We start from the raw sequence: 22,509 nt of genomic DNA, 5'->3' as shown, positions 1-22,509 counted from the left end.
GGTTCGTCTCGGCGTTTCGTCGGTCGTTGTGTGGTGGTCAGTGGGGGAGCCCAGGGGATCGGTGCGGCGACGGCCCGGCGGGTCGCGGCCGAAGGGGCCGGGGTGGTGATCGCTGACGTCGATGTCGCGGAGGGCGAGCGCACCGCACACGCCATCCGCAAGGACGGCGGGCGTGCGGTCTTCGAGCCGTGCGACGTGGCCGAGGAAGAGTCGTGGGCGCGGGCGGTGGCGGTCGCCCGCGCCCGCTTCGGCCCGGTGACCGGCCTGCTCAGCAACGCCTACACCGTGCGCGGCGGCGCGGCCGACGTCATCGAACCGGAGGACTGGAACCGGCAGTTGTCGGTCATGCTGACCGGCGCCTTCCTCGGCGTACGGGCCTGCCTCGACGACCTGCGCGCGACGCGGGGCGCGGTGGTACTGGTCTCGTCCGTGCACGCTGTCATGGGGCTGCCCGGACGTCCCGCCTACGCGGCGGCGAAGGCGGGCTTGACCGGTCTGGCCCGCCAGCTCGCGGTGGAGTACGCACCCGTCGTACGGGTCAACGCCCTTCTGCCGGGCCCCATCCTGACCCGGGCCTGGGACACGATCGGCGAGGAGGACCGGGCGCGCAGCATCGAGCAGACGCCCGCGGGCCGCCTCGGCCGCCCGGACGAGGTCGCGGCGAGCGCCGCGTTCCTGCTGAGCGACGAGGCGTCCTTCGTCACCGGAGCCAGTCTCGTGGTGGACGGCGGCTGGAGCGTGTACAAGACGTCCGCCTGAGCGAACCCGCCGCCCCGCCGCCCAGCGCCCCGCCGCCGTCGGTCATCTGCCGTGCTGCTCAAGGAGGTTCACCTGATGAAGATCACCCGTATCGAGACGTTCTCGGTGCCGCCCCGCTGGCTGCTGTGCCGCGTGGAGACCGACGAGGGAGTGGTCGGCTGGGGCGAGCCGGTGGTCGAGGGGCGCGCGGCCACGGTCCGTACGGCCGTCGGAGAGCTGGCCGAACTCCTCATCGGCAAGGACCCGTCGGGCATCGAGGACCACTGGCAGGTGATGACGAAGGGTTCCTTCTACCGGGGCGGCCCGGTCCTCTCCAGCGCGGTGGCCGGGCTCGACCAGGCGCTGTGGGACATCGCGGGAAAGCGGCTGGGTGTGCCGGTACACGTGCTGCTCGGCGGCCCGGTCCGCGAACGGGTGCGTGCCTACAGCTGGGTGGGCGGTGACAGCCCCGCCCACATCACCGAGCAGGTGACGGCCCAGGTCGAGGCGGGTTTCACCGCGGTCAAGATGAACGCGAGCGGCCGCATGAACCGCCTGGCCACCGTCGCGGACATCGACGAGATCGTCGACCGTGCCACCGCGGCCCGCGAAGTCCTCGGCCCCGAAAGGGACTTCGCGCTCGACTTCCACGGCCGTTTCCACGCCGCGAACGCCCGCCGGCTGCTGCCCCACCTGGCGCCGCTCGCCCCCATGTTCGTCGAGGAACCGATCCTGCCTGAGTACGACCACCTGCTGCCCGCCCTGGTCGCCTCGTCGCCCGTGCCGATCGCCACCGGCGAGCGCCTGTTCTCGCGGCAGGACGTGCTGCCCGTCCTCCAGGCCGGTGTCGCGGTCCTGCAGCCCGACCTGTCCCACGCGGGCGGCATCTCCGAGGTCCGCCGCATCGCCTCGCTCGCCGAGACCTTCGACACCCTCATCGCCCCGCACTGCCCCTTGGGCCCCGTCTCGCTGGCCGCGAGCCTGCAGATCGCGGTCAGCGTCCCCAACTTCCTGATCCAGGAACAGTCGATCGGCATCCACTACAACACCGGCGCGGACGTCCTGTCCTACCTCGCCGACACCGAAGTGTTCCGCTTCCACCAGGGCCATCTGCTGCGCCCGACCGGCCCGGGGCTCGGCATCGACATCGACGAGAAGGCGGTGCGCGCGGCCGACGACAGCCAGGCGGACTGGCACAACCCGGTGTGGCGGCACGAGGACGGTTCGTTCGCCGAGTGGTGAGGGGAGTGGGGGAGGCGAGGACGGCACGGATGAAGGCCGCGCCGCGGAGGGTGAGCCGGTAGCTTGGGAGGCGTGGACCCGGTTCAGTACGAGGGCGACCGCCTGCGCGGGTGGGAGGTCGCGTGCCCGAGCCGCCCATCGCCGCTCGACGGCGTGGTGGTGGCCGGATTCCGCGACCGGGCGGCTGCCGGACTGGACATGCGGGTCATCCCGCAGCCGACCGTGACGGTCGTGATCGAACTGGGCGACGACGCCCTGGCCGTGGACAACACCAGCGGCAGCAGGGCGTTGCGGAGCCTTGCCGCCGGTCTTGCCCCGGGTGAAGTCCGCATCCGCGGGCAGCGCGTGGACTGCGTGGAGCTGCGCATGTCGCCCGTGAGCGCCTACTCGTTGCTGGGCGTCTCGCTCTCCGATCTGAACGGCCTCGTGATCGGCCTCGACGAGCTGTGGCGCCATGAGCCCCGGCTCCGCGAGCAGTTGACCGCGGCGAAGGAGTGGGAAGGCCGCTTCGCGCTGATGGACGAGTTCCTGACGCGGCGCCAGGCATCGGCGCGGTCGATGGACCCGGAGGTCGTCGCAAGCTGGGAGCACATCGTCTCCCGCCGGGGCCAGGTGCGGGTCGGTGACCTGGCGCTGTCGTGCGGGTGGAGCCGCAAGCGGCTGTGGTCGAGGTTCACCGCCCAGGTCGGCCTGACGCCCAAGCGCGCCGCGATGCTCGTACGGTTCGACCGTGCCGTACGAGGCCTGTCGGCGGGCCGGGGCGCCGCCGAGGTCGCCGTGGCGTGCGGGTACGCCGACCAGTCCCATCTGCACCGCGACGTACTGGCCTTCGCGGGCTGCACGCCGGGCGCGCTGGGCCCGCCGCCGGACACGGACACGGCGGCCGGCAGCCACTGGTGACGACGAGCACGACGACCAGCAGCGGGAACATTCGTCCAAGACGTGACGCGCCGCCGCCGGTGAGGGTGGGGCCATGCAGAGCCATGACCCTGGGAGCGGTGTCGAGACGCACGCCGTCGCGTGCGGATCGTCACCGAACGCGCCCGCCCTGGTGCTGATCCACGGATACGCCGCCCCAACGGCCTGGTGGAACCCACTGGTTCTGCTCCTGGCCAAGACGCACGTCGTCCTCGCCGCGGATCCGCCGCTGACGTTCACAGGGGCAGGGCGCGCTCGTTCACCACGTGTTTCATGACGAGCGTGGAGCTCAGGCGCTGCACGCCCGGCAGCGTGGCGAGCTTGTCGTCGTAGAGCCGCTGGAAGGCGGGCAGGTCCCTGCTGACGATGCGTACGAGATAGTCCGGATCCCCGAACAGGCGCTCGGCCTGCAGGATCTCGGGGATCTCGGTGAGCGCCTGCTCGAAGGCGGAGACGGTGTCGCGGTCCTCCTGGCGCATGGTGACGAAGACCAGCGCCTCGAAGCTCAGGCCCACGGCGCGCGCGTCCAGGATCGCGCGGTAGCCGCGGATGGCCCCGCTGCGTTCGAGTTCGCGCAGCCGACGGTGGCAGGGGGAGAGGCTGAGCCGCACGCGGGCCGCCAGTTCCGTGACCGTCAGACGGCCGTCGTCCTGGAGCTCCGCAAGAATCTTCCGGTCCACATCGTCCATGGGGAAGATCCTGCCACGGAGGCCGCCTCAGCTGGCAATACTTGGAAACACCTTTGGGCGTATCGGAACTAATCTCCTACTCAGAACCTGTTTGAGAGGGAGAAGTACGTCGTGGCAGTCAGCTCCATCACCGCCTTCTGGGCGGTCTCAGTTCTGCTCATCCTCGTACCGGGGGCGGACTGGGCCTATGCGATCAACGCCGGGCTCCGCGACCGGTCCGTGGTGCCGGCCGTCAGCGGTCTGCTGCTCGGCTACGTCGCGCTGACCGCCGTGGTCGCCGCCGGGGTGGCGGCGGTCATGGCAAGGACGCCGTCCGTCCTCACCGCACTGACCGTCCTCGGCGCGCTCTACCTGGTGTGGCTCGGCGCCACGACGCTGGCCAGGCCCACCGTGGCCGGGACCGGATCGCAGGATGCGGAGAGCGGGGCGGTGGGGGCCCGGGTCCTCAAGGGGGTGGGCATCAGCGGCCTCAACCCCAAGGCGCTCCTGCTCTTCCTGGCCCTGCTGCCGCAGTTCACCGCCCCGCACGGCAGCTGGCCGCTGGCGGCACAGATCGGCACGCTCGGCCTGGTCCACACGCTCAGCTGCGCCGCGATCTACCTCTGCGTGGGCGTGCTGGCCCGCACCATCCTGCGGGCACGCCCCAAGGCCGCGCGCATGGTCACCCGCGTCTCGGGCGCCGCCATGATCGTGATCGGCGTACTGCTGCTCGCGGAGCGCCTCGCGGCCTGAGGCGGGCCCGGCATACGCCCCTGAAGCAGGCCCTCGGCGCGCCCTGAGGCGGGTACGTCACGCGGGCTTCGGCTCGCCGCTCCACTCGTGCGCGAGCAGGGACCAGATCTCCATGTCGTGGCGGACCCCCTTGTAGAGGGACTGCTCGCGCAAGGTGCCGTCCAGGTGCATGCCCATCCGCTGGGCGACGGCACGGCTGCGGGCATTCCCCGCGCTGTTCCACCACTCGACGCGGTGCATGCCGCGCTCGCCGAACGCGTACGCGATCAAGTGCCGGACCGAGGCGCTGATCAAGCCATGGCCCTCGCCTGCCGGTTCGGCCCAGACGCCGATCTCGCAGGTGCCGGACTCCGCGTCGAACCGCACGAACATCACGCCGCCGAGCAGGACGCCGTCCCGCCAGATCCCGTAGATCCGTCCGGCGTCGGCGGCCTGCTTGTCCGCGTAGCTCTGGAGGGTGGCGCGGGCGGACTCCAGATCGGTGGAGCGGGAGGCCCAGGGGATCCAGGGGTCGGTGTGGGAGCGGGCCCGGTCGATGTGGGCCAGGAACTCGGCGTCCTGCCAGGGCTCCAGCGTGCGGAGCTCGGCATTCTCGGTCAGCGGTATGGCGTACATGGCTGGTCCTATGCGGTTGTCCGGCTGGGCGGGAGCGGTGTCGGGCGCCGCGCACCAGGTACGTAACGAACGTTGGGTATGTACTCTAACGGCTATGACGCCCCCGGCCCGTACAGACCATGACGCCCGCAGGACCGAGGTCTCCCAGGCGGTGTGGCGAGTCCTTGCCGCCCACGGCTTCGGCGGACTGACCCTGCGTGCGGTCGCCGCGGAGATGGGGGCCACCACCGGCCTGCTGACGCACTACTTCCCCAGCAAGCGCGCCCTGCTGCAACACGCCCTGGAGGTACTCGACCGACGCTCGGCCGACCGCCCGCGCCCGGCGGCGGAGCGGGCAGGTGCGGCATCGGGTCTTGTGATGCTGCGGGCGACGCTGCTCGACATCCTCCCGCTGGACGCGGAGAGCGCGGCGAGCAACCGGATCTGGGTGGCCTCCTGGGACGTGGCGCTCGCCGACCCGGAGCTGGCGCGGGAGCACGCCGAGCGCTACCGCCGTGCGCGCGAGCGGAAGGCCCGGCACATCGCCGAGGCCCAGGAGCTGGGCGAACTGCCGCCCGGCCCACGGGCCGATGACACCGCTGCGGCGGCCCAGAGCTTCGTCCTCGGCCTTGTCGTCCAGGCGCTGTTCGCGCCTCAGGATTTCCCCGCCGAGCGGCAGATCGCGCTGGTCGACGAGTACCTGGCGCGGATGGGCGGCGGAGGCACGGGTGCCACCGGGCGGGTCGGCTAGGCATCTTCGATGCTAGTTCTGCGGGCTGCCGAGCCAGTGGGCGGCGGCCCGCTCGAACGTGTCCGGGTCCAGGGCCTCTTCGCTCGCCCAGGCCACGACGCCGTCGGGGCGCACGAGTACAGCAGCGAATCCAAGGTCGTTACGCGCCGGTCCTGCCGCGTACCGGATGCGGTCGTCCCAGTTCTTGGCCACACGTTCCAGTGCGAGGTCGGCGCGGAAGTCGAGCAGGACGGCCTGGCCCTGGCGCAGCAGGTCGCCGAGGCGGGTGCCGTCCTCGAAGCGGAAGTCGGGGGCGGTGCTGCCGATGAGCGGGTGCGCGCTGCCCAGGTCGTAGCGCCCGGTTTCATGGTCGCCACCTGGGCGCGTGACCAGTCGAGCACCGCGGCGCCGACGGGGTGGCGCTCGCTGGTGTAGGTGTCGAGCAGGCCCTGGGGCGCGGTGCCGTGCACGGTCGCGGCGAGCTTCCAGCCGAGGTTGGCGGCGTCGCCGATGCCGAGGTTGAGCCCCTGGCCGCCGAGGGGAGAGTGGATGTGCGCGGCGTCGCCGGCGAGCAGCACCCGTCTTTTGGATCGCTGCACCAAATTGGTGCAGCGATCCAAATGGGGTGCCGACGTGGTCCAGTCAGGCTCTGCGGTATCGGGCCCCGGTCTGGCTACGATTCAAGGAATCCAAGCGCCTGTGCGACGAATGCGTCGTGGTACTGGAAGATGCCCACGTGTCCGGCGTCCGGGTAGAGGGGGACGAGTTCGCCCCGGGGCAGCCGGGTGGCGAGGTCGAGTGTGTTCTCGCTCGGCACCATCCGGTCACTCTCCCCGTTGGCGACCAGGACCGGCTGGCTGATGCGGGTCAGGTCGGCGGGTGGCTGAAGGCCCCATCGGCGGATGGCCTTCAGCTGGGCGCGGAACGACGTCAGCGAGATGGTGCTGTCGCGGTCCTCTGTGCGCTCCTTCAGCCGGTCCAGGAAAGCGCGCGCTTCCCTTCGGCCGTGCTCGGTGTCGGTGAAGAAGAGGAACTGCTTGGGATCCTTGCGGGTCAGGAGGCCCTTGAGGATGTCCTTGATGGTGAGGCTGGTGACCTTGTCGATGCCGGGGCCTCCGGCGGGGCCCGTGCCCGCGAGGATCATCTTGCGTACGAGGTCAGGTTCTTCTGTGGCGACGACCTGGGCGATGAAGCCGCCCATCGACAGGCCGAGCAGGTCGACCCGGTCGTATCCGAGGGCGCGGATGAACTGCGCGGTGTCGCGGGCCATCGCCTCGATGGTGTCGGGCGTGGAGCCGCCGGAGGCGCCGACGCCGCGGTTGTCGAAGGTGATCACGCGGCGCCGGGTGGCGAGTCCGTCGACGACGCGGGGGTCCCAGTTGTCCAGGACCGCGGACAGGTGGTTGAGGAGGATCAGCGGTATGCCGTCGTCCGGACCGTGCTGTCGGTAGGCGAAGTCCACGCTGTCCACGGACACGGAGCGGGTCGGCGCGTCGTGCGACGACGGGGTGGGCGTGAGGGAGTCGGACGGTGCGCTCATGGCCGGGTCCTGGGGTGCGTGAGGAGGAAGTGAGGGGCGGGATCTCTTCGTCGTGGCGGGTGGCCTTCTGGGGGTACGGCAGCGTCTGCGCCGGCGCTCACGTCATGGAGACGACGACCTTGCCGGCCTTCGTGCGGCCCTTCTCGACGTACTCCATGGCCTGGAGGGTTTCGTCGAAGGGGAAGACGCGGTCGACGACGGGACGGATCTTTCCGGCGTCGATGAGCGGGGTGAGTTCGCGCAGTTGGGCGCCGCTGGCCTTCATGAACAGGAAGGAGTACGTGACGCCGAGGCGCTTGGCCCGGCATCGGGTCTTGAAGCTGAGCGCGGTCATGGCCAGACGCAGGACCGGGTTCGCGCCGAGTTCGCGGGCGAAGGCGGGGTCGGGCGGGCCCGCGACGGAGATGGCCTGGCCCCCGGGCCTGAGGATGCGCAGGGACTTGGCGAGGTTGTCGCCGCCGAGGGAGTCCAGGACGAGGTCGTAGTCGTCGAGGAGTTCGGCAAAGTCCTGTGTGCGGTAGTCGATGACGACGTCCGCGCCGAGTTCCTTGACCAGGCCGGTCTTGGCGGTGCTCGCGGTGGCGGCGACGTGTGCGCCGAGTGCCTTGGCCAGTTGGACGGCGACGGAGCCCAGGCCGCCGGCGCCCGCATGGATGAGGACCTTCTGGCCCGGTTGTACGTGGGCTCGTTCGACCAGGGCCTGCCAGGCGGTCAGGGCGACCAGGGGGAGAGAGGCGGCCTCGGTCATGGTGAGGGCGGCGGGTTTGGGTGCCAGGTCGTCCTGGTGGACGGCGAGAAGTTCGGCGAAGGTGCCGATGCGGTCCTTGTCGGGGCGCCCGTAGACCTCGTCGCCGACCGCGAAGCGGGTGACGGACGGCCCGGTCCGGACGACGGTTCCGGCGAGGTCGTTGCCCAGGACGAGCGGGAGGCGGTAGGGCATGAACGCCTTGAAGTCACCGTCGCGGATCCTCATGTCCAGCGGGTTGACGCTCGCCGCGTGGATCTCGACCAGGACGTCGTCGGCGCCCACCTGCGGGTCGGGCATCTCGGCGGCGCGCATTCCGCTCGCGTCGCCGTACTTCTCGACCATGAAGGCCTTCATCGTCATCGTCTCCGTTCGCAGCGTTCCGTAGAGCCGTGTTCCCGGTTCAGGCGGCCGGCACGGCAGGGGTGATGACGCGGCTCGCGTCGCCGCCCTGGAGGCGGTCCAGGGAGCCGGCGATCCCCTCGTGGGGCGCGCCGAGCGGTACCGCGCTGACCTCGGTGAGGCGGGCGTACTGCTCATCGGTGAGCCGGACGTCGAGGGCGCCGAGGTAGCTGTCGAGCTGGGTGAGGGTGCGCGGGCCGATGATCGGGACAAGTGTGGCCGCGGAGCGGGCGGCGCGCTCGCGGACCCAGGCCACCGCCACCTGGGCAGGCGTCACGCCACTCTCCTGGGCGATGGCCAGGACGGTGTCGACGACGGCGGTCTTCTGGTCGGTGCTCTCGGTGTGGATGACCATGCCCAGGTCGCTCAGGCGTCCCTCGGCGGAGCTGCGGTACTTCCCGGTGAGCAGTCCGCCGCCGAGCGGGGACCACAGGGCGGCGCCCAGTCCGAGGCTTTCGGCCATCGGCAGCAGTTCGCGGTCGGCGGTGCGCTCGACCAGGCTGTACTCGTGCTGGATGCCGATGATCGGGGCCTGGTTCCGCAGGTCAGCGAGGGTCACCGCGCGCGAGACGCGCCAGGCGGGGAAGTTGGACAGCGCGGCATGGTGGATCTTGCCGGAGCTCACCAGGTCGTCGAGTCCGCGCAAGATCTCTTCCATGGGGGTGAGCTCGTCCGGGAAGTGCACCCACAGCAGGTCGATGTAGTCGGTGCCCAGGCGCTTCAGGCTGGCCTCCACGGAGGCCACCATGTTCTTGCGGCTGTTGCCCGTCCTGGAGATGTCCGGCTGCGCGGCGGCACCGAGGGTGAACTTGGTGGCCAGCACGAAGTGCTCACGGTCGGCGGAGATCAGCTTCCCGGTCAGTTCCTCCGACTCGCCGAACTGGTAGCCGTCCGCGCTGTCGAGGAAGGTGCCGCCCGCCTCGGCGAACCGGTCGAAGATCCGGCGGGCCTCGTCCGGCTCGGCTCCGGCGCCCCAGCCGGTGCCGAAGTTCGCGGTGCCGAGCGCGTACTCGGAGACGCGCAGTCCGGTCCGGTGTCCGAAGGTCGTGTAACGCATGAGATGTCCTTGCATGAGGGGTGGGAAGGCGGTCTCGCTGGTGGAGGGGTGAGCGTCAGCCCGCGTTCGGCTGGGGTGCCGCGGACAGGCTCTGCTTGACGTACCGGCTGGTCTCGTCGGCGAGGATCTCGGGCAGGCCGGTCTCGATGCCGGACAGGGCCTGGGCCGCGACGTCGGCGGCGGCGACCTTCTGATCGGCGGGCACGCCGGCGGCCATGTCGGTGTCCATGTAGCCGACGTGCAGCGCTGAGACGGTGATCCCGCGCGGTGCCAGCTCCTCGCGGGTCGCGTCGCTCAGCGCCCAAGCGGCGGCCTTGGAGGCCGCGTAGGAGCCGAGGCCGGCCGGGTGGAACCAGGACAGGGCGGACAGGACGTTGAGTACGGCGCCGCCGCCGTTCGCCTCGATGACGGGGGCGAAGGCCCGGGTCGCGGCGAGCGGGCCGAAGAAGTTGGTCTCCATCTCCCGGCGCACCGCTTCCAGGTCGCCGCCGACCAGCGTTGCGCCGGTGGAGATGCCCGCGTTGTTGATCAGCAGCGTCGCATCCGACGCGGTGCGGGCGGCAGTCCGTATCGACTCCTCGTCCGTCACGTCGAGGCGCAGCGGGGTGACGCCCGGCAGGTCGACCGTCTCGGGGCGGCGGGCCGCCGCGTAGACCTTCGCGCCGTGCCCGACGAGCTGGGCGGCCAGATGCCGTCCGAGGCCCCGGTTGGCTCCGGTGACCACCGCGACCGCGTTCTTGAGTTCCATGCCTGCTCCTGGTCCGGGCGGGCCTTGTCGGGCACCCGCGCCAATTAGATTGCACTCACAATCTAACCACCGGACTATGATAGATGCCAGCCGACATCCAAAAAGGCTGAGGTTCACGTGGGAGGTGGCTATGGGTCGCGTATCGCAGGCGCAGGCGGAGGAGAACCGCAGGCGGGTGGTGGACACCGCATCGCGGCTGTTCCGGGAGCAGGGCACGCACGTCAGCGTCACCGACCTGATGAAGGCGGCCGGTCTGACCCACGGCGGCTTCTACAAGCAGTTCGCCTCCAAGGAGGCGCTGGTCGACGAGGCCACCGCCCACGCCTTCACCGAGCTCGCCCTGCGTCACGCGGCCGGCCTTGCGCGGTACGACGGGCAGCGCGACGCTGCCCAGCGCGCCCTGGTCGACGCCTACCTCTCCGTCGAACACCGCGACGACGCGGCGGACGGCTGCCCGGTCGCGGCGCTCGCGGTCGACATCGCGCGCCAGGACGAGGACGGCGAAGCTCGCCGCGTCTACACGGAGGGCGTGGCCGACTTCGCCGCATTCCTCATGCCCACCGGAACCGCCGGCCGGGACGGAGACGGGGACGAGGGCGGGAACGGGAGCGGGGATGGGGATGGAGATGGGGATGGCATCGCCCGGCTGTGCACCCTGTTCGGTGCGCTGGTCCTGGCCCGGGCCACCAAGGGTTCCCCGCTCTCCGAGGAGATCCTGACCGCCGCGCATGCGGCCCTGACGAGAGACAGCTGACCAGGCCGACCTGGGTCCGGGTCTCCGGCGCCGCGCGGCGTACGCGCCGGTCGCACCCGTAGGTGACCGAGGCCCGGCACGTAGACGCGGGGCGCCTGGCGAGGGCGCCGCTCACTCTCGCTGCCATCCCTGGGAACAGCGGCAGTCGCGGTTACACGGACACGGGCACCGGAAACAGCAAGCAGCTACTGGTCGCGTGGGCCAGCAGGCGCTCGTCCGCGTCGACCAGCTGGGCTTGGGCGAGTGCGGTGCGGCGGCCGGAGTTGAGCACCGTGCCGATGGCGCGCACCCGGCCGGTGTCGACGGTGATCGGCCGCAGGAACTTCACCGTCAGGTCGAGCGAGGTGTAGGCCATCCCCTGCGGGAGGGTGGACTGCACGGCGCAGCCCGCCGCAGAGTCGAGCAGAGTGGCGAACACGCCGCCGTGCACACTGCCGATCGGGTTGTAGTGCTCCTCGCCCGGCACCAGGGAGAACACGGCCTTGCCGTGTTCCACCTGGTCCAAGTCGAAGTCGAGGGTCTGGCCGATGGGCGGCCCCGCGACCCTGCCCGCCTGCACCTCGCGAAGGAAGTCGAGCCCGGCCATTCCGGTGGCGGCCTGCGCCGGGATCGCGGGATCGTCCCAGCTGTACGTACGCGTTCGCCCCACAGTCCAGTGCCTTCCCTTTGGCCGTCGCGGCCGTCGCGGCCGTCGCAGTCATCTGACTTCTTCAAGTGAAGTTAGCTGTGCCTCATCTGACTGTCAATGACGAAGCCAGCGGCCCTACGATGGGCGGATGGAGTGGCTTGAGACGAGCATGGAGAACTGCCCCGTCCAGCGGACGCTCGACGTGGTCGGGGAGAAGTGGACGCTGCTGATCCTGCGCGACGCGGTCAACGGGGTGCGCCGCTTCGACGACTTCCACCGCCACATCGGCCTCTCGGAAGCCGTCCTCAGCGACCGCCTGCGCAAGCTCACCACGGCCGGAATCCTGACGACGGTCTCCTACCGGGAGCCAGGCAGCCGCTCCCGCAACGAATACCGCCTGACCTCCAAGGGCTGGGACCTGTGGCCCGTCCTGGTGGCGCTGGGGCAGTGGGGCGAAACGCACGCCATCGACCCCGAGGGACCCGGCCCCGCCTTGGACGTGACCCACACCGACTGCGGCGCCCCGGTCCACGTCACTGTCCAGTGCACGGCCGACCACACCACCCTCACTCCCCGGGACGTCACCGTTCGACTGGGGCCGGGCGCCCGGCGCCGATCGTGAGTCGTGGCGATGCCGCGTTCTGAAATCCGTTTGCCTGTGTCCGAGGGGAGGGCCCACTACCGCGTGGCCCTTCAGGGCCGGTCCAGGATCGAGCGCACCCCGCCGCCCCGCGCGTGCCTAGAGCCAGTCGTGCTCACGCGCGTAACGCGCCGCGTCGTGTCGGGTGCGTGTCTGGGTCTTCTGCATTGCGTTCGAGAGGTAGTTGCGTACGGTGCCCTGAGCCAGGCGGAGACGGATGGCGATCTCGGCGACGGAGTACCCGTCGCCGGTCACCCGCAGGACGTCGATCTCCCGGTCGGTGAGGGGGCAGTCGTCCACGACGGCGAGCGCGGAGACGTCCGGATCGATCCAACGCCTGCCCTCGTGCAGGGTGTTGATGACCGCCGTGATGTGCGCGGGTTCCGCCGATTTGCTGACGAAGCCCTGGACGCCGAGTTTCAGGGCCTTGCGGAGAACCCCGGGCCTGGCGTGGCGGGTCAGCATCAGGATCACCTGGTCCGGTTGCACACGGCGGATCTCCGCGACGGCGCCGAGGCCGTCCACACCGGGCATCTCCAGGTCGATGACGAGTACGTCGGGCCGGTGCCGCAAGGTGGCCTCGATGGCCGAGGCGCCGTCCTGCGCTTCGGCGAGCACGGTGATCTCGCCTTCGAGCGTCAGCAATGCGGCAAGTGCTTTACGGAGGAGGGCCTCGTCGTCGGCGAGCACCACGCTGGTCATCGGTCGCCCTCCCGCGCGGCGGAGGACCGCGGTGCCGAGGAAGCCGAGGGAAGCGAGGGAGGCGAGGAAAGCGAGGGGAAGTCCGCGGCCGTGAGGAAGCGCCCGTCCTTCTGCTCCACCGTCAGCTCGCCTCCGTCGGCGCCCACTCGTTCCCTGAGGGCGGCCAGTCCGCCGAGGGCGGGAAGGGCAGTCTCCGGGGCGCCGTCGTTGGTGATCGCGATGCCCGATTCCGAGACCGTGATGCGCACCCGCGTGGCTTGCGCGTGGCGCAGGATGTTGGTCGTCGTCTCGCGGAGGACCTGGCCGAGCAGGCCGTTGACTCTCTCGTCGACCTCGGCCTCGCGGTTGACGCGTACGCGGATACCCGCGGCTTCGAAGAGGTTCTTCGCGTTCTCCAGCTCCACGGAGAGGTTGAGCCGCCGCTGTGCGTAGGCGAGCTCCTTGGTCTGGGTGATGGTGTCGCTGACCAGGGCGTGCACTTCCCGCAGCTCCTCCTCCACGCGCCCGATGTCGCTGCGCAGCAGCTTCTCGGCCAGCGTGATCTTCAGTTTCACCACGTGGAGGGTGTGGCCCTGGATGTCGTGCAGATCGCTGGCGAAGCGCATGCGTTCCCGGACGACGGCCAGCTCCGCCTCGCGTTCCCGCGACTGCTCGATGACCTTGTAGAAGCGCTGGTTGACGAACATGAGGCCGGTCGCCGCGAGGGTGATGCCCGTGGGCAGGAGGACGTACACGATCAAGGTGCCGACGACATCGTCCGGTGATTGGAGCAGCTTCGCCGCGCCCACCGCGGCGATGAAGGTGCCAAGGCCCAGGGTGGCCGCGCCGTGGTGGCGCGGCAGCTGGGAGATGAAGTACGGGCCCACGATCGTGATGCCGTAGCACGCCGTGCGACTGTCGGTCACGAGCACGCCGATCAGCCACACGGCGGCGGTGAGGATCAGACAGGGGAGCACGACGCGGGAGGTGTCGCCGGCCGTCCACCGCTCGACGATCACCAGGCCCGCCACCACGCCCAGGATCAGGACGGCGGCCTCCCCCCAGCTCCGGGCATCGACCGCCACCAGGACCGCTCCTACGACGGCGAGCGGCGGGATGAACATGGTGAGGTTGACGTTGCGCAGCCGTCCCTGCGTCGTCCGGGCGTGCTCGGCCGTGGCCGTGGTCTCCATGCGTGGGTCTCCGGGTCTCCGGGATCGATCAGCAGCGTCTGCCCGCAGTATTCTTCCGGCTCCGGGGCTGTCACCAGTGACACCGCGTCATGCCTTCACCCCGAGGAATGTCATGGCGCAGTGGTGACACCACGCCCCTGCCGGACGGGCGTGACGACGGCTGAGATCGACGCATGACCTCGACACCAGTCATCGACGTTGAACGCCTCAACCTCAGTTACGGCGACTTCCATGCCGTGAAAGACCTGTCCTTCCAGGTGGCGAAGGGGGAGCTCTACGCCCTGCTCGGCACGAACGGCGCCGGCAAGACCTCGACCCTGGAGACCGTCGAAGGCCACCGTACGGCCACGTCGGGCACCGTGCGGGTCTTCGGGCAGAGCCCGCGGGACCGGCGCGCCGTGCGGCCGAGGATGGGCATCATGCTGCAGGAGAGCGGATTCTCACCGGACCTGACCGTGAAGGAATCGGTCCGCCTGATCGGAAGCCTCTCCCAGCGCAGGGACCGGGTCGAACGCGTCCTCAGCATCGTCGACCTCACGCACAAGGCCGGAACCCAGGTCTCCCAGCTCTCCGGCGGTGAGAAGCGACGCCTGGACTTCGCCACCGCCGTGTACGGCAGCCCCGAGCTGATCTTCCTGGACGAGCCGACCACCGGTCTGGACATCCAGTCCCGGGACGCTCTGTGGGACGCCGTGGAGAAACTGCGCGAAGACGGATCCACCATCGTGCTCACCACGCACTACCTGGAAGAGGCCCAGCAGCGCGCCGATCGCATCGGGCTGATGCACCAGGGCGCCTTCCACCAGGAAGGGACCGTCGCCGAGCTGACGAGGACCCTGCCTGCCGCCATCCGCTTCTTCCTGCCCGCCACCGCGCCTGCGCTGCCGCTGCGGGCCAAGCGCGAGAGCGACGGGAAGGTCCTCGTCGAGACCTTCGGCCTGCAGAAGGACCTCCACACCGTGCTCGGCTGGGCGCACGCCCACGCGGTGGAGCTGCGGGAGCTCGAAGCGGGACCGACTCGGCTCGATGACGTCTTCCGCGCCATCGGCAGCGCGTAGCCCGCCCCCCCCACTCCCGGAACTTCCCAGAAGGGGACCTTCACCATGCTCTCCATCGCTCTGAGCGAGCTCACCCAGATCTTCCGGAACCGGCTGATCCTGCTCAACAGCTTCATCATTCCCGTCGCGGCCTGCGCGTTCTTCGTCTATCAGCACGAAACCTTCGCGGACCTGCGCAGCCTCGGATACATCGCGGCGGTGGTGATGTTCACCGTGGCCGCCTTCGGGCTCTACGCCACCACGGTGACCACGCTCGCCTCGCGCCGCCAGACCCTCTTCCTCAAGCGGCTGCGCTCGACCCCGGCGGGCGACGCCGGCATCCTCACCGGGCTGACGCTCCCGGTCACCGTCCTCGCGCTGGCCCAGGTGACCGTGATCCTCGCGGTGCTGGCAGCGGTCGCCGGTCAGCCGGACAACGTCCTCCTCCTGTCGGCGGCGGTCCTCTCGACGCTGATCATGATGCTCGCCCTGGGCCTCGCCACGGCGGGCCTGACGAACTCCCCGGAGCACGCCCAGGTGACGACGCTGCCCGTCAGCCTCGGCGCCATCGCCGTCGCCAACTGGGTGGCCATCACCGGCACCGAGGAGCTCACCCTGCTCAAGCGGCTGCTCCCCGGCGGCTCGGCCACCGAACTGGTCCTCAACGCCTGGAACGGCGGCGTCCCCGTGGCGGAGTCCCTGCCGCTGCTGCTGCCCACACTGGGCTGGGTCGTCGTGTCCGTCGCGCTGGCCTCCCGGCTCTTCCGCTGGGAACCGCGCCGGTGATCACCCGCCGGACTCGGTCACCGCGGCCCCCCTGTCGCCGCCGGAGAACGGAGAAAGGAACACGACGACGCCGGTCGCCCGACCCGGCAAGGGCTCGGGCTCGCGCCAGCCCATCCGGCGGTAGAACGCGAGCGTCGCGTGGGCCTGATCCCACGTCAGCAGCCATGCCCGGCCGGCGGGAGCGGTGGCGGTGAGGGCGGACAGGAGCTGCTTCCCCAGCCCGGTGCCGCGGGTACGGGCGCGTACCCCCAGCTCGTCGATCTCGAAGGCGCCCACCAACAGCGCATCGACCCGGTCAGCACCGAGCCGCCGGGTCACCTCGCCATAGGCACGGTCGGCGGGAAACGGCGCCTGCGTGACCCAGCCGGTCACGAAGCCGTCCACCTCGCCGTCGGCCGCAAGGGAGAGGGCGGCCCGGAACCCAGGGCGATGCGCGTCCACTTCAAGCCGCTGACGGAACTCCTTCCGGGTGGCGGCGGGGTCCCGGTGATCCCAGGGCGGGGCCGTGAACACCTCGACGTAGGCATCGGTGAGGCGATCGGCGACGGTGAGGATGTCGGAGCCGAAGTGCTGCATGGTGATCGAATGTAGTGGCTGCGGCAGGATGAGCCCATGACGGGTGGGAGCGACGAGCTCGCGGAGTTGTTGCGGCGCGCAGGGCTGGCAATCGCGGGGGAGAGCCGGATCGAGAACGTGCTGCGGCCGTCGGCCGCGTGGCGGGGCATCGGCTGCGGTGAGGCCCGGCAGGTCGTTGCCGTGCGAGGAGACCGGCACGACCTGAGCGCCGAGGTCGACGCCGAGTGGCACCGGCTCGCCGTCGATCTCGGGATCCTGGGCGAGGACGGTGTGTTCCTGATCGATGTCGCCGGGGACTGGACGGGCTGTACGCCCAGGCGCTGGACGCGGGTAAGGCTGGCCGAGGACTGGAGCCTTGCCGCGCTGCTGAGGAAGCGGGCGGGGCGGCCCGAGTTCGTCACGCTCTCGATGGACGGGGACGCACTGCTCGGCGTGACCGCCGAGGAATCCGAGGTCCGGCTCATCGCCGTGGACGGGGTCCGCGAGCGGCAGGACGTGGCTGCCGTGGCGCAGGCGCGGGAGACCTCGCAGGAGCGGGCGGCTGCCTGGGCCTCGCTGTTCCAGGGGCCGGCCCCTTCGGCAGGGCTGTGCGAGGCGTGGGCGCATGGACTGGCGCTCAACCCGGCCACACCAGATGACCTGTGGGGCGATCTGCTGGGGCTGTCGCACCACCTGCTGCGGCGCCCGCTGCCGGCGGCGGTCGTGGAGGCGGCCATGGTCCATCCGGACTGCAGAGTAAGGGAGTTGCTGGCCGAGGCCCAGCCCCTCACGGTCGAGCAATGGACCCGTCTGATCACCGGCGAGCGGAACACCCGGCACAGGTGGATCCTCACCATGATCGCGGCGGACCAGCGTGCCGAGCTCGGTGACATCGCGTACGAGCAGCTGGCCTCCGACGCGTCCGTCCCGATCCGCGAAGAGGCCGCTCGCCTTCCTGGCCTGCCCGCACGGATCCTGATCGCCCTGGCCACCGACCCCGAGCCGACGGTGCGCGCCGCGGCCTGTCATGCCGCGTGGCCCCATCTCGACGACCCGGCCCGGTACGGACTCCTGGCAGACCCGGACAGCAAGGTCCGCGTCACGGCGCTGCTGCGGCACCACCGGGACCACCCGCTGCCCCGGGCGGTCTGGGAAGCCGAGGGGCTAATGGACCGTGCCGTGGAGACCTGCCGCCTTGAGCGCGACCTCGCCGGGCACCTGGCCCGCCACGGTCATGCAGCCCAGCGCCGCTCCCTCGCACGCAATCCGCGACTGGACCCGGACCTTGTCGCTCTCCTCGCCCAGGACCCCGAGGAGAGCGTTCGTGGGGAGGTGGCCCGGCGCCCCGACCTCACCGAGGAGCAGCGGGCAGCCATCCCCATCGCCTTCGATCCGGGCATCCACCACCACGCGCTCGACTGGGTCGTGGCGCTGCACGACGACCCCGACGCCATGCGCCGTCTTGCCGCTTCGGCCCATCCCCTGGTGCGCAGAAGCGTTGCCCGCGCCCGGCACCTGCCACCGGACGTCGTCGGGCTCCTCGCCCGGGACGAGGACCGTGTCGTCCACCTCTTCCTCGCCGAATCCTGTGACGACGCACCCGCCGCCATGCTCCTGGAGGTGTGGCAGTGGTGGACCGGCAGTCTCTCCGTCCCCGACCGCCCCCGGGGGCACCCGAACTTCCCGCGCAGCGATCTCCTGCGCCACGCCGACGACACGAACCCCCGCATGCGTCAACTGGCCCTGGACGACCCGCAGTCGACGCCCGACCTGGTGGAGCGGTTCAGCCGGGACCCCAGCGAGGAAGTGCGCTACCGAGCGGCAACCGACGCGCGGCTGACGGCCGCGTCGGCGATACGCCTGCTCGACGACCCGTATGAGTACGTGCGCCACGCCGCCGCCAGGCACCCGCGGTTGCCCGCACAGGTGCTCGTCCGGCTCCTGGGGGACAGGGACACAGCACAAGACGCGGCCCGGCACCCGGCCCTGCCCGTCGGCGTCATGCGGGAGATGGTCGGGCGGCTTCAGGGCTGAAGGGGGTGCGTCAGCGTCCTGATGTCCGTGATCGGTGTGCCGCGACGCCCGTGAGGTCCGGCTCGATCTCCGGGTGCAGGACGAGTGCGTCGTCGTAGTCGCCGCGGTGTTCGTGGCGGTAGGGGAGCGGCTCGGTGACCGGCAGTGTGCGGAGCCGCTCGCGGAGTTCGGCTGCGCGGGTGCGGTAGTCGGCGGAGGTCAGGCGGTCGGCGCCGTAGACGACGTAGGGCGGCAATGCGTCCATCCCCGTGTACCAGAACGTGCCGTGCAGCAGTGGGAACAGCACCTCGTCCAGCTGGCCGTGGATTCCGCGTGGCCCGAAGCCCGACTCCCGCGCGCCGACCGTGGTGATGACCATGGCGCGCTTCCCCGCGAGGCCGCCGTCGCCGTAACGCAGGGTGCGCCCGGAGCCGTCCTGGAGCCCGAAGGCGAAGCCCTGCACGAGGACCCGGTCGAACCACCCCTTGAGGATGGCGGGCGGTCCGAACCACCACAGCGGGAACTGGAACACCAGCGCATCGGCCCAGGCGATCTTCTCCTGCTCGGCGGTGATGTCGTCGGTCAGCTTGGCCGCGCTGTAGGCGTGCTCCTGTTCGGCGCCGACCAGAAGCCGGTCGACTGTTTCGCGGTGGAAGTCGCCGGAGTCCACCACGGGCTTCCAGTCCATGGCGTAGAGATCGGACTCGCGGACCTTGTGCCCGAGGCCGCGCAGGTCCCGGATCCCGTCGTCACGCAAGGAGCCGTTGAGGGATTGCGGTTCGGGGTGGGCGAATACCCAAAGAATCTTCATGCCGTCGATCCTCCGCCGCTGCCCGACGGGGGACGAGTGGCCAGATGGCCAGGGAGTGCAAGGATCTGGCCACGGCGGTACGGGGTGTCTCCGCTGGGCTCATCGAGTGGCGTCTCACCCTCAAGGTGAGCGTGAGGGTGAGGGTTGGCGCGGGCCGTCCGTCGGCCACCAGGAGGCCGCGGCTACCGGGTGACCGGCAGCCGCTGGACCCCGTAGATGAACGGCGTCGTACTGGAAGGGGATCTCCTCCGGGCCCGTGGTCGCGACGTCGCCTCTGCACCGCGTCATCCCGCTGGCTCGCCGATCACCCGGACGTCGGGGGCCAGCTGGATTCCCGCCGCCGCGAGGAAGCAGGCAAGGCTGATCTCTCCGCGGCCGGTGGCGTCGTCCCATTCCGTGATCAGCGCGCCGTCGTCCCACGTGTCGGGGTCCGGGCCCGGGTAGGTCTCGACGCTGCCGACGCCGTGGCGGTAGCGGAGGTAGAGGTACTGGCCGTCGGTGGTCCAGGCGTCCCACTGTGAGGGCATGGCCTGGCAGGTGCGGACGGTGTGAGCCAGGACGAGGGTCATCGCTGCCGCCTCCGTGAGGGCCGTACATGTGGCCGTGGGCCGCCATCCAACCGGTTCAGCCCGTCGCGCGCGTGCTCTCCCGCACCACGAGCTCGTATCCCGCGGTGAGCCGCGTGTGCGGGGCCATCGCTCCGGCGTCGATCCGGCGCAGCAGCGCGTCCACGGCCAGTTCCGCGATCCCCCGCTTGTCCGGGGCGACGGTGGTCAGGCTCGGCACGCTGTAGCGGGACTCCTCCACGTCGTCGAATCCGGCCACGGCCACGTCGTGCGGAACGCGCAGGCCGTGCTCGTGCGCCACCCGCAGCGCCCCGGAGGCCAGCAGGTCGTTGAAGCAGAAGACGGCGTCCGGCGGGTCGTCGAGCGCCAGGAGAGCCCGCATCGCGTTCGCACCCTCGGCTCGGGTGAACGCCCGTGTGCCCGGGGCCAGTTGGGGATCGTGCGGCACGCCCGCCGCGTGCAGCGCGGTCAGGTATCCGTGCATGCGCTGGACCGTCGTCGCGTGGGCGGACCCCGAGGGCTGTCCGATGACGGCGATGCGGCACCGCCCGAGGGACAGGAGGTGGTCGGTGGCCTCGCGCGCCGCCGCCGAGTTGTCGATCAGGACGTGGTCGGCGGGGATCTCGTACGACCGCTCGCCCAGGAGTACGAGCGGCACGCGGCGTTCGCGGGCGGCGAGTGCCTCCTCGTCGAGGCGGAGCGGGCTGAGCAGGACGCCGTCGATGAGCGGGTCGCTGAGCCCGCAGGCGATGCGGAGTTCCTCGTCCGCGCTGCCCCCGGTGTCCTCGATGAGCACGGTGCAGCCGCGCTTCTTCGCGGCGGCGATGACCTGCGCGGCCAGCTCGGCGAAGTACGGTGCGACGAGTTCGGGGACGGCGAGCGCGATGATGCCGCTGCGGCCTGTGCGCAAGTGGCGTGCCGATGCGTTGGGCTGGTAGTCGAGGTCCGCGATGGCGCGCAGGACGCGTTCGCGTGTCCGGTCGGCGACTCCGGTCTCGCCGCGGACGACATTGGACACTGTCTTGATCGATACTCCGGCGCGCTCCGCGACGTCCTTCAGGCGTGCGCCTGCCACGGTGTTCTCCCTCCCCCTGACCTCCCCCGACAGCAGCAGCGTACGTCATGGTCCAACGTTGTAACCGGTGAGGGGTGATGGGGATTCGTCGAGTGCTTGAACAGGTAATGCGGGCCTAGGTGTTGACGCCGTATTGCCATCTGAGTACAACGTTGTAAACGCAGCGGACAGCCGAGCAGTGCGGCTGTCGTCGCCGAGCATTCCAACGTTGCACTCCGCCGTGGAAGGACGCATGCCCATGCGGGACCGCATACCGACCCCGTCGCCGCCCGCCCCGTCCCGCCGCCGTGTGCTGCGCGGAGGGATCGCGCTCGGTGCGGCCGGCGCCGCAGCGCTCACCGCGTCAGGCTGCGGCAGCACGCTCGCGCAGGGGTTCACCGGCGGCGCGCCCTCACCGTCGCGGCTCAACTTCTGGAACCCGTTCACCGGCGGCGACGGCGAGCGGATGCTGGCGATGCAGGACGCGTATCGAGCCGCGCACCGCTCGACCGAACTGAAATCGGCGACGTTCCTGTGGGGCAACCCGTACTACACGAAGCTCACCCTCTCCACGCTCGGCGACCGGCCGCCGCAGGTGGCGGTGGTCCATCTGTCGAAGCTGCCCACGCTCGCCGAGGCCGGGCTGCTGACCGAGCTGCACACCGAGGACCTGGCCCGGCACGGGCTGACCGAGGACAAGTTCGACGCACGGCCGTGGCGGAAGTCCCAGTTCGGCGGGGCGCCGCACGCCGTGCCGCTCGACACGCACCCCTTCGTGCTCTTCTTCCGCACGGACATCGCCCAGAAGGCCGGACTGCTCGACGGGCAGGGCCAGTTGGTGGACGTGGACGGACCCGACGCGTTCATCGACGCGCTGCGTGCGGCGAAGGAGGTGACCGGAGCCTGGGGCGGCTCGATCGCCTCGGTGAAGGAGGCCTCGATGCAGTTCCGGCTCTTCTGGTCGCTGTACCGGCAGGTGGGAGGCGGGGATCTCGTCGCCGACCAGGGCAAGCGGGTGGTCGTCGACACGGCTGCCGCGGCCGAGGCGCTCGCGTACATCCGCCGCCTCAGCCAGGAGAAGGTGATCCCCGCCAACACCGACGGGAAGGGCGCCATCACGCTGCTGACCACCGGCAAGGCCGGATTCCTGATGGACGGCGTCTGGCAGGCGCTCGCGGTCCAGTCGGCGAAGGTGAAGTTCGACATGCGGCCCCTGCCGCGCATCTTCAAGGACGCGCCCTACGCCTGCGCCGCCGACTCGCACGCGCTGGTGCTCCCGAAGGCACCCACCGAGACGGCCCAACGCCTCGATCTCTCCCTGGGGTTCATCGCCTCGATGCTGCACTCCAGCAAGTTGTGGGCGGAGGGCGGCCACGTCCCGGCATGGCTGCCGACGCAGCGATCGCGCGCGTACAAGGAACTGGTGCCGCAGTCGCACTACGCCACGGCCGCCGACGGAGCGGTCTACGACCCGGCCGCCTGGTACGGCGGCGCGGGCAGCACCATGCAGAACGTGGTGGGCGATGCGGTGACGTCCGTGTTCACCGGCGAGACCAGCCCCAGGGCCGGCGCCGCGCGCCTGCGCCGCGACCTGCGCACCCTGGCGTCGCGCCCCGCTCCCGTGTGAGCGAGGCCGCCCGCGACCGCCGCCCAACC

General features: G+C 70.7%; 24 protein-coding genes and 1 pseudogene. 11 read left to right on the top strand and 14 right to left on the bottom strand.

Going from position 1 to position 22,509, the window contains the following annotated elements; translation table 11 throughout:
- The first annotated feature begins 30 nt into the window (after positions 1–30).
- The 3 genes from ABZ833_RS01920 to ABZ833_RS01910 all read left to right on the top strand — a co-directional run bounded on the left by ABZ833_RS01920 (position 31) and on the right by ABZ833_RS01910 (position 2,880).
- The gene (locus tag ABZ833_RS01920; RefSeq protein WP_361039689.1) at positions 31–759 is read left to right on the top strand and encodes an SDR family NAD(P)-dependent oxidoreductase; all 729 of its coding nucleotides are present in this window, start codon (positions 31–33) and stop codon (positions 757–759) included.
- 75 nt (positions 760–834) lie between these two features.
- On the top strand, positions 835–1,980 hold the full coding sequence (dgoD, locus tag ABZ833_RS01915) for a galactonate dehydratase (RefSeq protein ID WP_361039687.1): 1,146 nt from the start codon (positions 835–837) through the stop codon (positions 1,978–1,980).
- A 72-nt stretch (positions 1,981–2,052) separates the two neighbouring features.
- A complete protein-coding gene (locus ABZ833_RS01910; protein ID WP_361039684.1) occupies positions 2,053–2,880 on the top strand; it encodes an AraC family transcriptional regulator in 828 nt (275 codons plus the stop codon).
- Between the two features lie 254 nt (positions 2,881–3,134).
- Here the strand turns inward: ABZ833_RS01910 and ABZ833_RS01905 are convergent, their stop codons facing one another.
- A complete protein-coding gene (locus ABZ833_RS01905; RefSeq protein ID WP_361039682.1) occupies positions 3,135–3,587 on the bottom strand; it encodes an Lrp/AsnC family transcriptional regulator in 453 nt (150 codons plus the stop codon).
- Positions 3,588–3,698: 111 nt separating this feature from the next.
- Here ABZ833_RS01905 and ABZ833_RS01900 point away from each other — a divergent pair, with 111 nt between their 5' ends.
- Positions 3,699–4,319 (top strand): LysE family translocator, encoded by a 621-nt coding sequence (locus ABZ833_RS01900; RefSeq protein WP_361039680.1) that lies wholly within the window; start codon positions 3,699–3,701, stop codon positions 4,317–4,319.
- Positions 4,320–4,376: 57 nt separating this feature from the next.
- On the opposite strand, the gene ABZ833_RS01895 is transcribed toward ABZ833_RS01900, so the two are convergent.
- Positions 4,377–4,934: a GNAT family protein gene (locus ABZ833_RS01895; protein WP_361039679.1), complete on the bottom strand. Its 558-nt coding sequence runs from the start codon at positions 4,932–4,934 to the stop codon at positions 4,377–4,379.
- A gap of 94 nt (positions 4,935–5,028) precedes the next feature.
- Between ABZ833_RS01895 and ABZ833_RS01890 the strand changes: the two genes are divergently transcribed.
- Positions 5,029–5,664, top strand: coding sequence for a TetR/AcrR family transcriptional regulator (locus ABZ833_RS01890; protein ID WP_361039676.1), 636 nt, complete (start codon positions 5,029–5,031; stop codon positions 5,662–5,664).
- A 12-nt stretch (positions 5,665–5,676) separates the two neighbouring features.
- Here the strand turns inward: ABZ833_RS01890 and ABZ833_RS01885 are convergent.
- The 5 genes and pseudogenes from ABZ833_RS01885 to ABZ833_RS01865 all read right to left on the bottom strand — a co-directional run.
- A pseudogene (locus ABZ833_RS01885) lies at positions 5,677–6,257 on the bottom strand (FAD-dependent monooxygenase); the annotation flags it as partial.
- A gap of 59 nt (positions 6,258–6,316) precedes the next feature.
- Entirely contained in the window at positions 6,317–7,183 is an 867-nt protein-coding gene (locus ABZ833_RS01880; RefSeq protein ID WP_361039673.1) for an alpha/beta hydrolase, read from the bottom strand.
- 97 nt (positions 7,184–7,280) lie between these two features.
- The gene (locus ABZ833_RS01875) at positions 7,281–8,285 is read right to left on the bottom strand and encodes an NADP-dependent oxidoreductase (RefSeq protein ID WP_361041295.1); all 1,005 of its coding nucleotides are present in this window, start codon (positions 8,283–8,285) and stop codon (positions 7,281–7,283) included.
- A 46-nt stretch (positions 8,286–8,331) separates the two neighbouring features.
- On the bottom strand, positions 8,332–9,387 hold the full coding sequence (locus tag ABZ833_RS01870; RefSeq protein ID WP_361039671.1) for an aldo/keto reductase: 1,056 nt from the start codon (positions 9,385–9,387) through the stop codon (positions 8,332–8,334).
- 55 nt (positions 9,388–9,442) lie between these two features.
- Entirely contained in the window at positions 9,443–10,135 is a 693-nt protein-coding gene (locus tag ABZ833_RS01865; protein WP_361039668.1) for an SDR family oxidoreductase, read from the bottom strand.
- Between the two features lie 130 nt (positions 10,136–10,265).
- Between ABZ833_RS01865 and ABZ833_RS01860 the strand changes: the two genes are divergently transcribed.
- Positions 10,266–10,889 (top strand): TetR family transcriptional regulator, encoded by a 624-nt coding sequence (locus tag ABZ833_RS01860; protein ID WP_361039666.1) that lies wholly within the window; start codon positions 10,266–10,268, stop codon positions 10,887–10,889.
- Between the two features lie 151 nt (positions 10,890–11,040).
- Here the strand turns inward: ABZ833_RS01860 and ABZ833_RS01855 are convergent, their stop codons facing one another.
- Positions 11,041–11,538 carry a PaaI family thioesterase gene (locus ABZ833_RS01855; RefSeq protein WP_361039664.1) on the bottom strand — a complete coding sequence of 166 codons (498 nt, stop codon included), beginning with the start codon at positions 11,536–11,538 and terminating at the stop codon, positions 11,041–11,043.
- Between the two features lie 127 nt (positions 11,539–11,665).
- Here ABZ833_RS01855 and ABZ833_RS01850 point away from each other — a divergent pair, with 127 nt between their 5' ends.
- On the top strand, positions 11,666–12,139 hold the full coding sequence (locus ABZ833_RS01850; protein ID WP_361039662.1) for a helix-turn-helix domain-containing protein: 474 nt from the start codon (positions 11,666–11,668) through the stop codon (positions 12,137–12,139).
- Positions 12,140–12,256: 117 nt separating this feature from the next.
- Here the strand turns inward: ABZ833_RS01850 and ABZ833_RS01845 are convergent, their stop codons facing one another.
- Together ABZ833_RS01845 and ABZ833_RS01840 are read right to left on the bottom strand one after the other, a co-directional pair.
- A complete protein-coding gene (locus tag ABZ833_RS01845) occupies positions 12,257–12,859 on the bottom strand; it encodes a response regulator transcription factor (RefSeq protein ID WP_361039659.1) in 603 nt (200 codons plus the stop codon).
- The gene (locus ABZ833_RS01840; RefSeq protein ID WP_361039656.1) at positions 12,856–14,031 is read right to left on the bottom strand and encodes a histidine kinase; all 1,176 of its coding nucleotides are present in this window, start codon (positions 14,029–14,031) and stop codon (positions 12,856–12,858) included. The genes ABZ833_RS01845 and ABZ833_RS01840 overlap by 4 nt, the downstream gene beginning before the upstream one ends.
- A gap of 173 nt (positions 14,032–14,204) precedes the next feature.
- Between ABZ833_RS01840 and ABZ833_RS01835 the strand changes: the two genes are divergently transcribed.
- Complete coding sequence (locus ABZ833_RS01835) at positions 14,205–15,089, top strand: ABC transporter ATP-binding protein (protein ID WP_361039653.1); 885 nt, start codon at positions 14,205–14,207, stop codon at positions 15,087–15,089.
- 45 nt (positions 15,090–15,134) lie between these two features.
- On the top strand, positions 15,135–15,854 hold the full coding sequence (locus tag ABZ833_RS01830; RefSeq protein ID WP_361039650.1) for an ABC transporter permease: 720 nt from the start codon (positions 15,135–15,137) through the stop codon (positions 15,852–15,854).
- Here ABZ833_RS01830 and ABZ833_RS01825 read toward each other — a convergent pair whose 3' ends face one another.
- Positions 15,855–16,430 carry a GNAT family N-acetyltransferase gene (locus ABZ833_RS01825; RefSeq protein ID WP_361039647.1) on the bottom strand — a complete coding sequence of 192 codons (576 nt, stop codon included), beginning with the start codon at positions 16,428–16,430 and terminating at the stop codon, positions 15,855–15,857.
- A 36-nt stretch (positions 16,431–16,466) separates the two neighbouring features.
- Between ABZ833_RS01825 and ABZ833_RS01820 the strand changes: the two genes are divergently transcribed.
- On the top strand, positions 16,467–18,443 hold the full coding sequence (locus ABZ833_RS01820) for a PE-PGRS family protein (protein WP_361039644.1): 1,977 nt from the start codon (positions 16,467–16,469) through the stop codon (positions 18,441–18,443).
- Positions 18,444–18,453: 10 nt separating this feature from the next.
- Here ABZ833_RS01820 and ABZ833_RS01815 read toward each other — a convergent pair whose 3' ends face one another.
- The 3 genes from ABZ833_RS01815 to ABZ833_RS01805 form a co-directional block, all read right to left on the bottom strand.
- On the bottom strand, positions 18,454–19,233 hold the full coding sequence (locus ABZ833_RS01815) for an NAD(P)H-dependent oxidoreductase (RefSeq protein ID WP_361039641.1): 780 nt from the start codon (positions 19,231–19,233) through the stop codon (positions 18,454–18,456).
- A gap of 284 nt (positions 19,234–19,517) precedes the next feature.
- Positions 19,518–19,802: a hypothetical protein gene (locus tag ABZ833_RS01810; RefSeq protein WP_361039639.1), complete on the bottom strand. Its 285-nt coding sequence runs from the start codon at positions 19,800–19,802 to the stop codon at positions 19,518–19,520.
- Between the two features lie 55 nt (positions 19,803–19,857).
- Positions 19,858–20,874, bottom strand: coding sequence for a LacI family DNA-binding transcriptional regulator (locus ABZ833_RS01805; RefSeq protein ID WP_361039637.1), 1,017 nt, complete (start codon positions 20,872–20,874; stop codon positions 19,858–19,860).
- A gap of 238 nt (positions 20,875–21,112) precedes the next feature.
- Here ABZ833_RS01805 and ABZ833_RS01800 point away from each other — a divergent pair, with 238 nt between their 5' ends.
- Complete coding sequence (locus ABZ833_RS01800) at positions 21,113–22,480, top strand: extracellular solute-binding protein (RefSeq protein WP_361039634.1); 1,368 nt, start codon at positions 21,113–21,115, stop codon at positions 22,478–22,480.
- Positions 22,481–22,509: the final 29 nt, after the last annotated feature.

The sequence above is a fragment of the Streptomyces sp. NPDC047525 genome, from assembly GCF_040643025.1.
Taxonomy (GTDB): Bacteria; Actinomycetota; Actinomycetes; order Streptomycetales; family Streptomycetaceae; genus Streptomyces; species Streptomyces durmitorensis.
The sequence above is the reverse complement of the archived record's forward strand: the minus strand, read 5'-3'. Positions and strand labels throughout refer to the sequence as shown.

Excerpts from the sequence above, each read along its gene's own strand:
- dgoD (WP_361039687.1), top strand. The coding sequence starts at position 835 with ATGAAGATCACCCGTATCGAGACGTTCTCGGTGCCGCCCCGCTGGCTG.
- ABZ833_RS01875 (WP_361041295.1), bottom strand. The coding sequence starts at position 8,285 with ATGAAGGCCTTCATGGTCGAGAAGTACGGCGACGCGAGCGGAATGCGC.
- ABZ833_RS01880 (WP_361039673.1), bottom strand. The coding sequence starts at position 7,183 with ATGAGCGCACCGTCCGACTCCCTCACGCCCACCCCGTCGTCGCACGAC.
- ABZ833_RS01905 (WP_361039682.1), bottom strand. The coding sequence starts at position 3,587 with ATGGACGATGTGGACCGGAAGATTCTTGCGGAGCTCCAGGACGACGGC.
- ABZ833_RS01800 (WP_361039634.1), top strand. The coding sequence starts at position 21,113 with ATGCGGGACCGCATACCGACCCCGTCGCCGCCCGCCCCGTCCCGCCGC.
- ABZ833_RS01820 (WP_361039644.1), top strand. The coding sequence starts at position 16,467 with ATGACGGGTGGGAGCGACGAGCTCGCGGAGTTGTTGCGGCGCGCAGGG.
- ABZ833_RS01850 (WP_361039662.1), top strand. The coding sequence starts at position 11,666 with ATGGAGTGGCTTGAGACGAGCATGGAGAACTGCCCCGTCCAGCGGACG.
- ABZ833_RS01895 (WP_361039679.1), bottom strand. The coding sequence starts at position 4,934 with ATGTACGCCATACCGCTGACCGAGAATGCCGAGCTCCGCACGCTGGAG.
- ABZ833_RS01890 (WP_361039676.1), top strand. The coding sequence starts at position 5,029 with ATGACGCCCCCGGCCCGTACAGACCATGACGCCCGCAGGACCGAGGTC.
- ABZ833_RS01825 (WP_361039647.1), bottom strand. The coding sequence starts at position 16,430 with ATGCAGCACTTCGGCTCCGACATCCTCACCGTCGCCGATCGCCTCACC.
- ABZ833_RS01860 (WP_361039666.1), top strand. The coding sequence starts at position 10,266 with ATGGGTCGCGTATCGCAGGCGCAGGCGGAGGAGAACCGCAGGCGGGTG.
- ABZ833_RS01870 (WP_361039671.1), bottom strand. The coding sequence starts at position 9,387 with ATGCGTTACACGACCTTCGGACACCGGACCGGACTGCGCGTCTCCGAG.
- ABZ833_RS01835 (WP_361039653.1), top strand. The coding sequence starts at position 14,205 with ATGACCTCGACACCAGTCATCGACGTTGAACGCCTCAACCTCAGTTAC.
- ABZ833_RS01840 (WP_361039656.1), bottom strand. The coding sequence starts at position 14,031 with ATGGAGACCACGGCCACGGCCGAGCACGCCCGGACGACGCAGGGACGG.
- ABZ833_RS01865 (WP_361039668.1), bottom strand. The coding sequence starts at position 10,135 with ATGGAACTCAAGAACGCGGTCGCGGTGGTCACCGGAGCCAACCGGGGC.
- ABZ833_RS01810 (WP_361039639.1), bottom strand. The coding sequence starts at position 19,802 with ATGACCCTCGTCCTGGCTCACACCGTCCGCACCTGCCAGGCCATGCCC.
- ABZ833_RS01845 (WP_361039659.1), bottom strand. The coding sequence starts at position 12,859 with ATGACCAGCGTGGTGCTCGCCGACGACGAGGCCCTCCTCCGTAAAGCA.
- ABZ833_RS01830 (WP_361039650.1), top strand. The coding sequence starts at position 15,135 with ATGCTCTCCATCGCTCTGAGCGAGCTCACCCAGATCTTCCGGAACCGG.
- ABZ833_RS01815 (WP_361039641.1), bottom strand. The coding sequence starts at position 19,233 with ATGAAGATTCTTTGGGTATTCGCCCACCCCGAACCGCAATCCCTCAAC.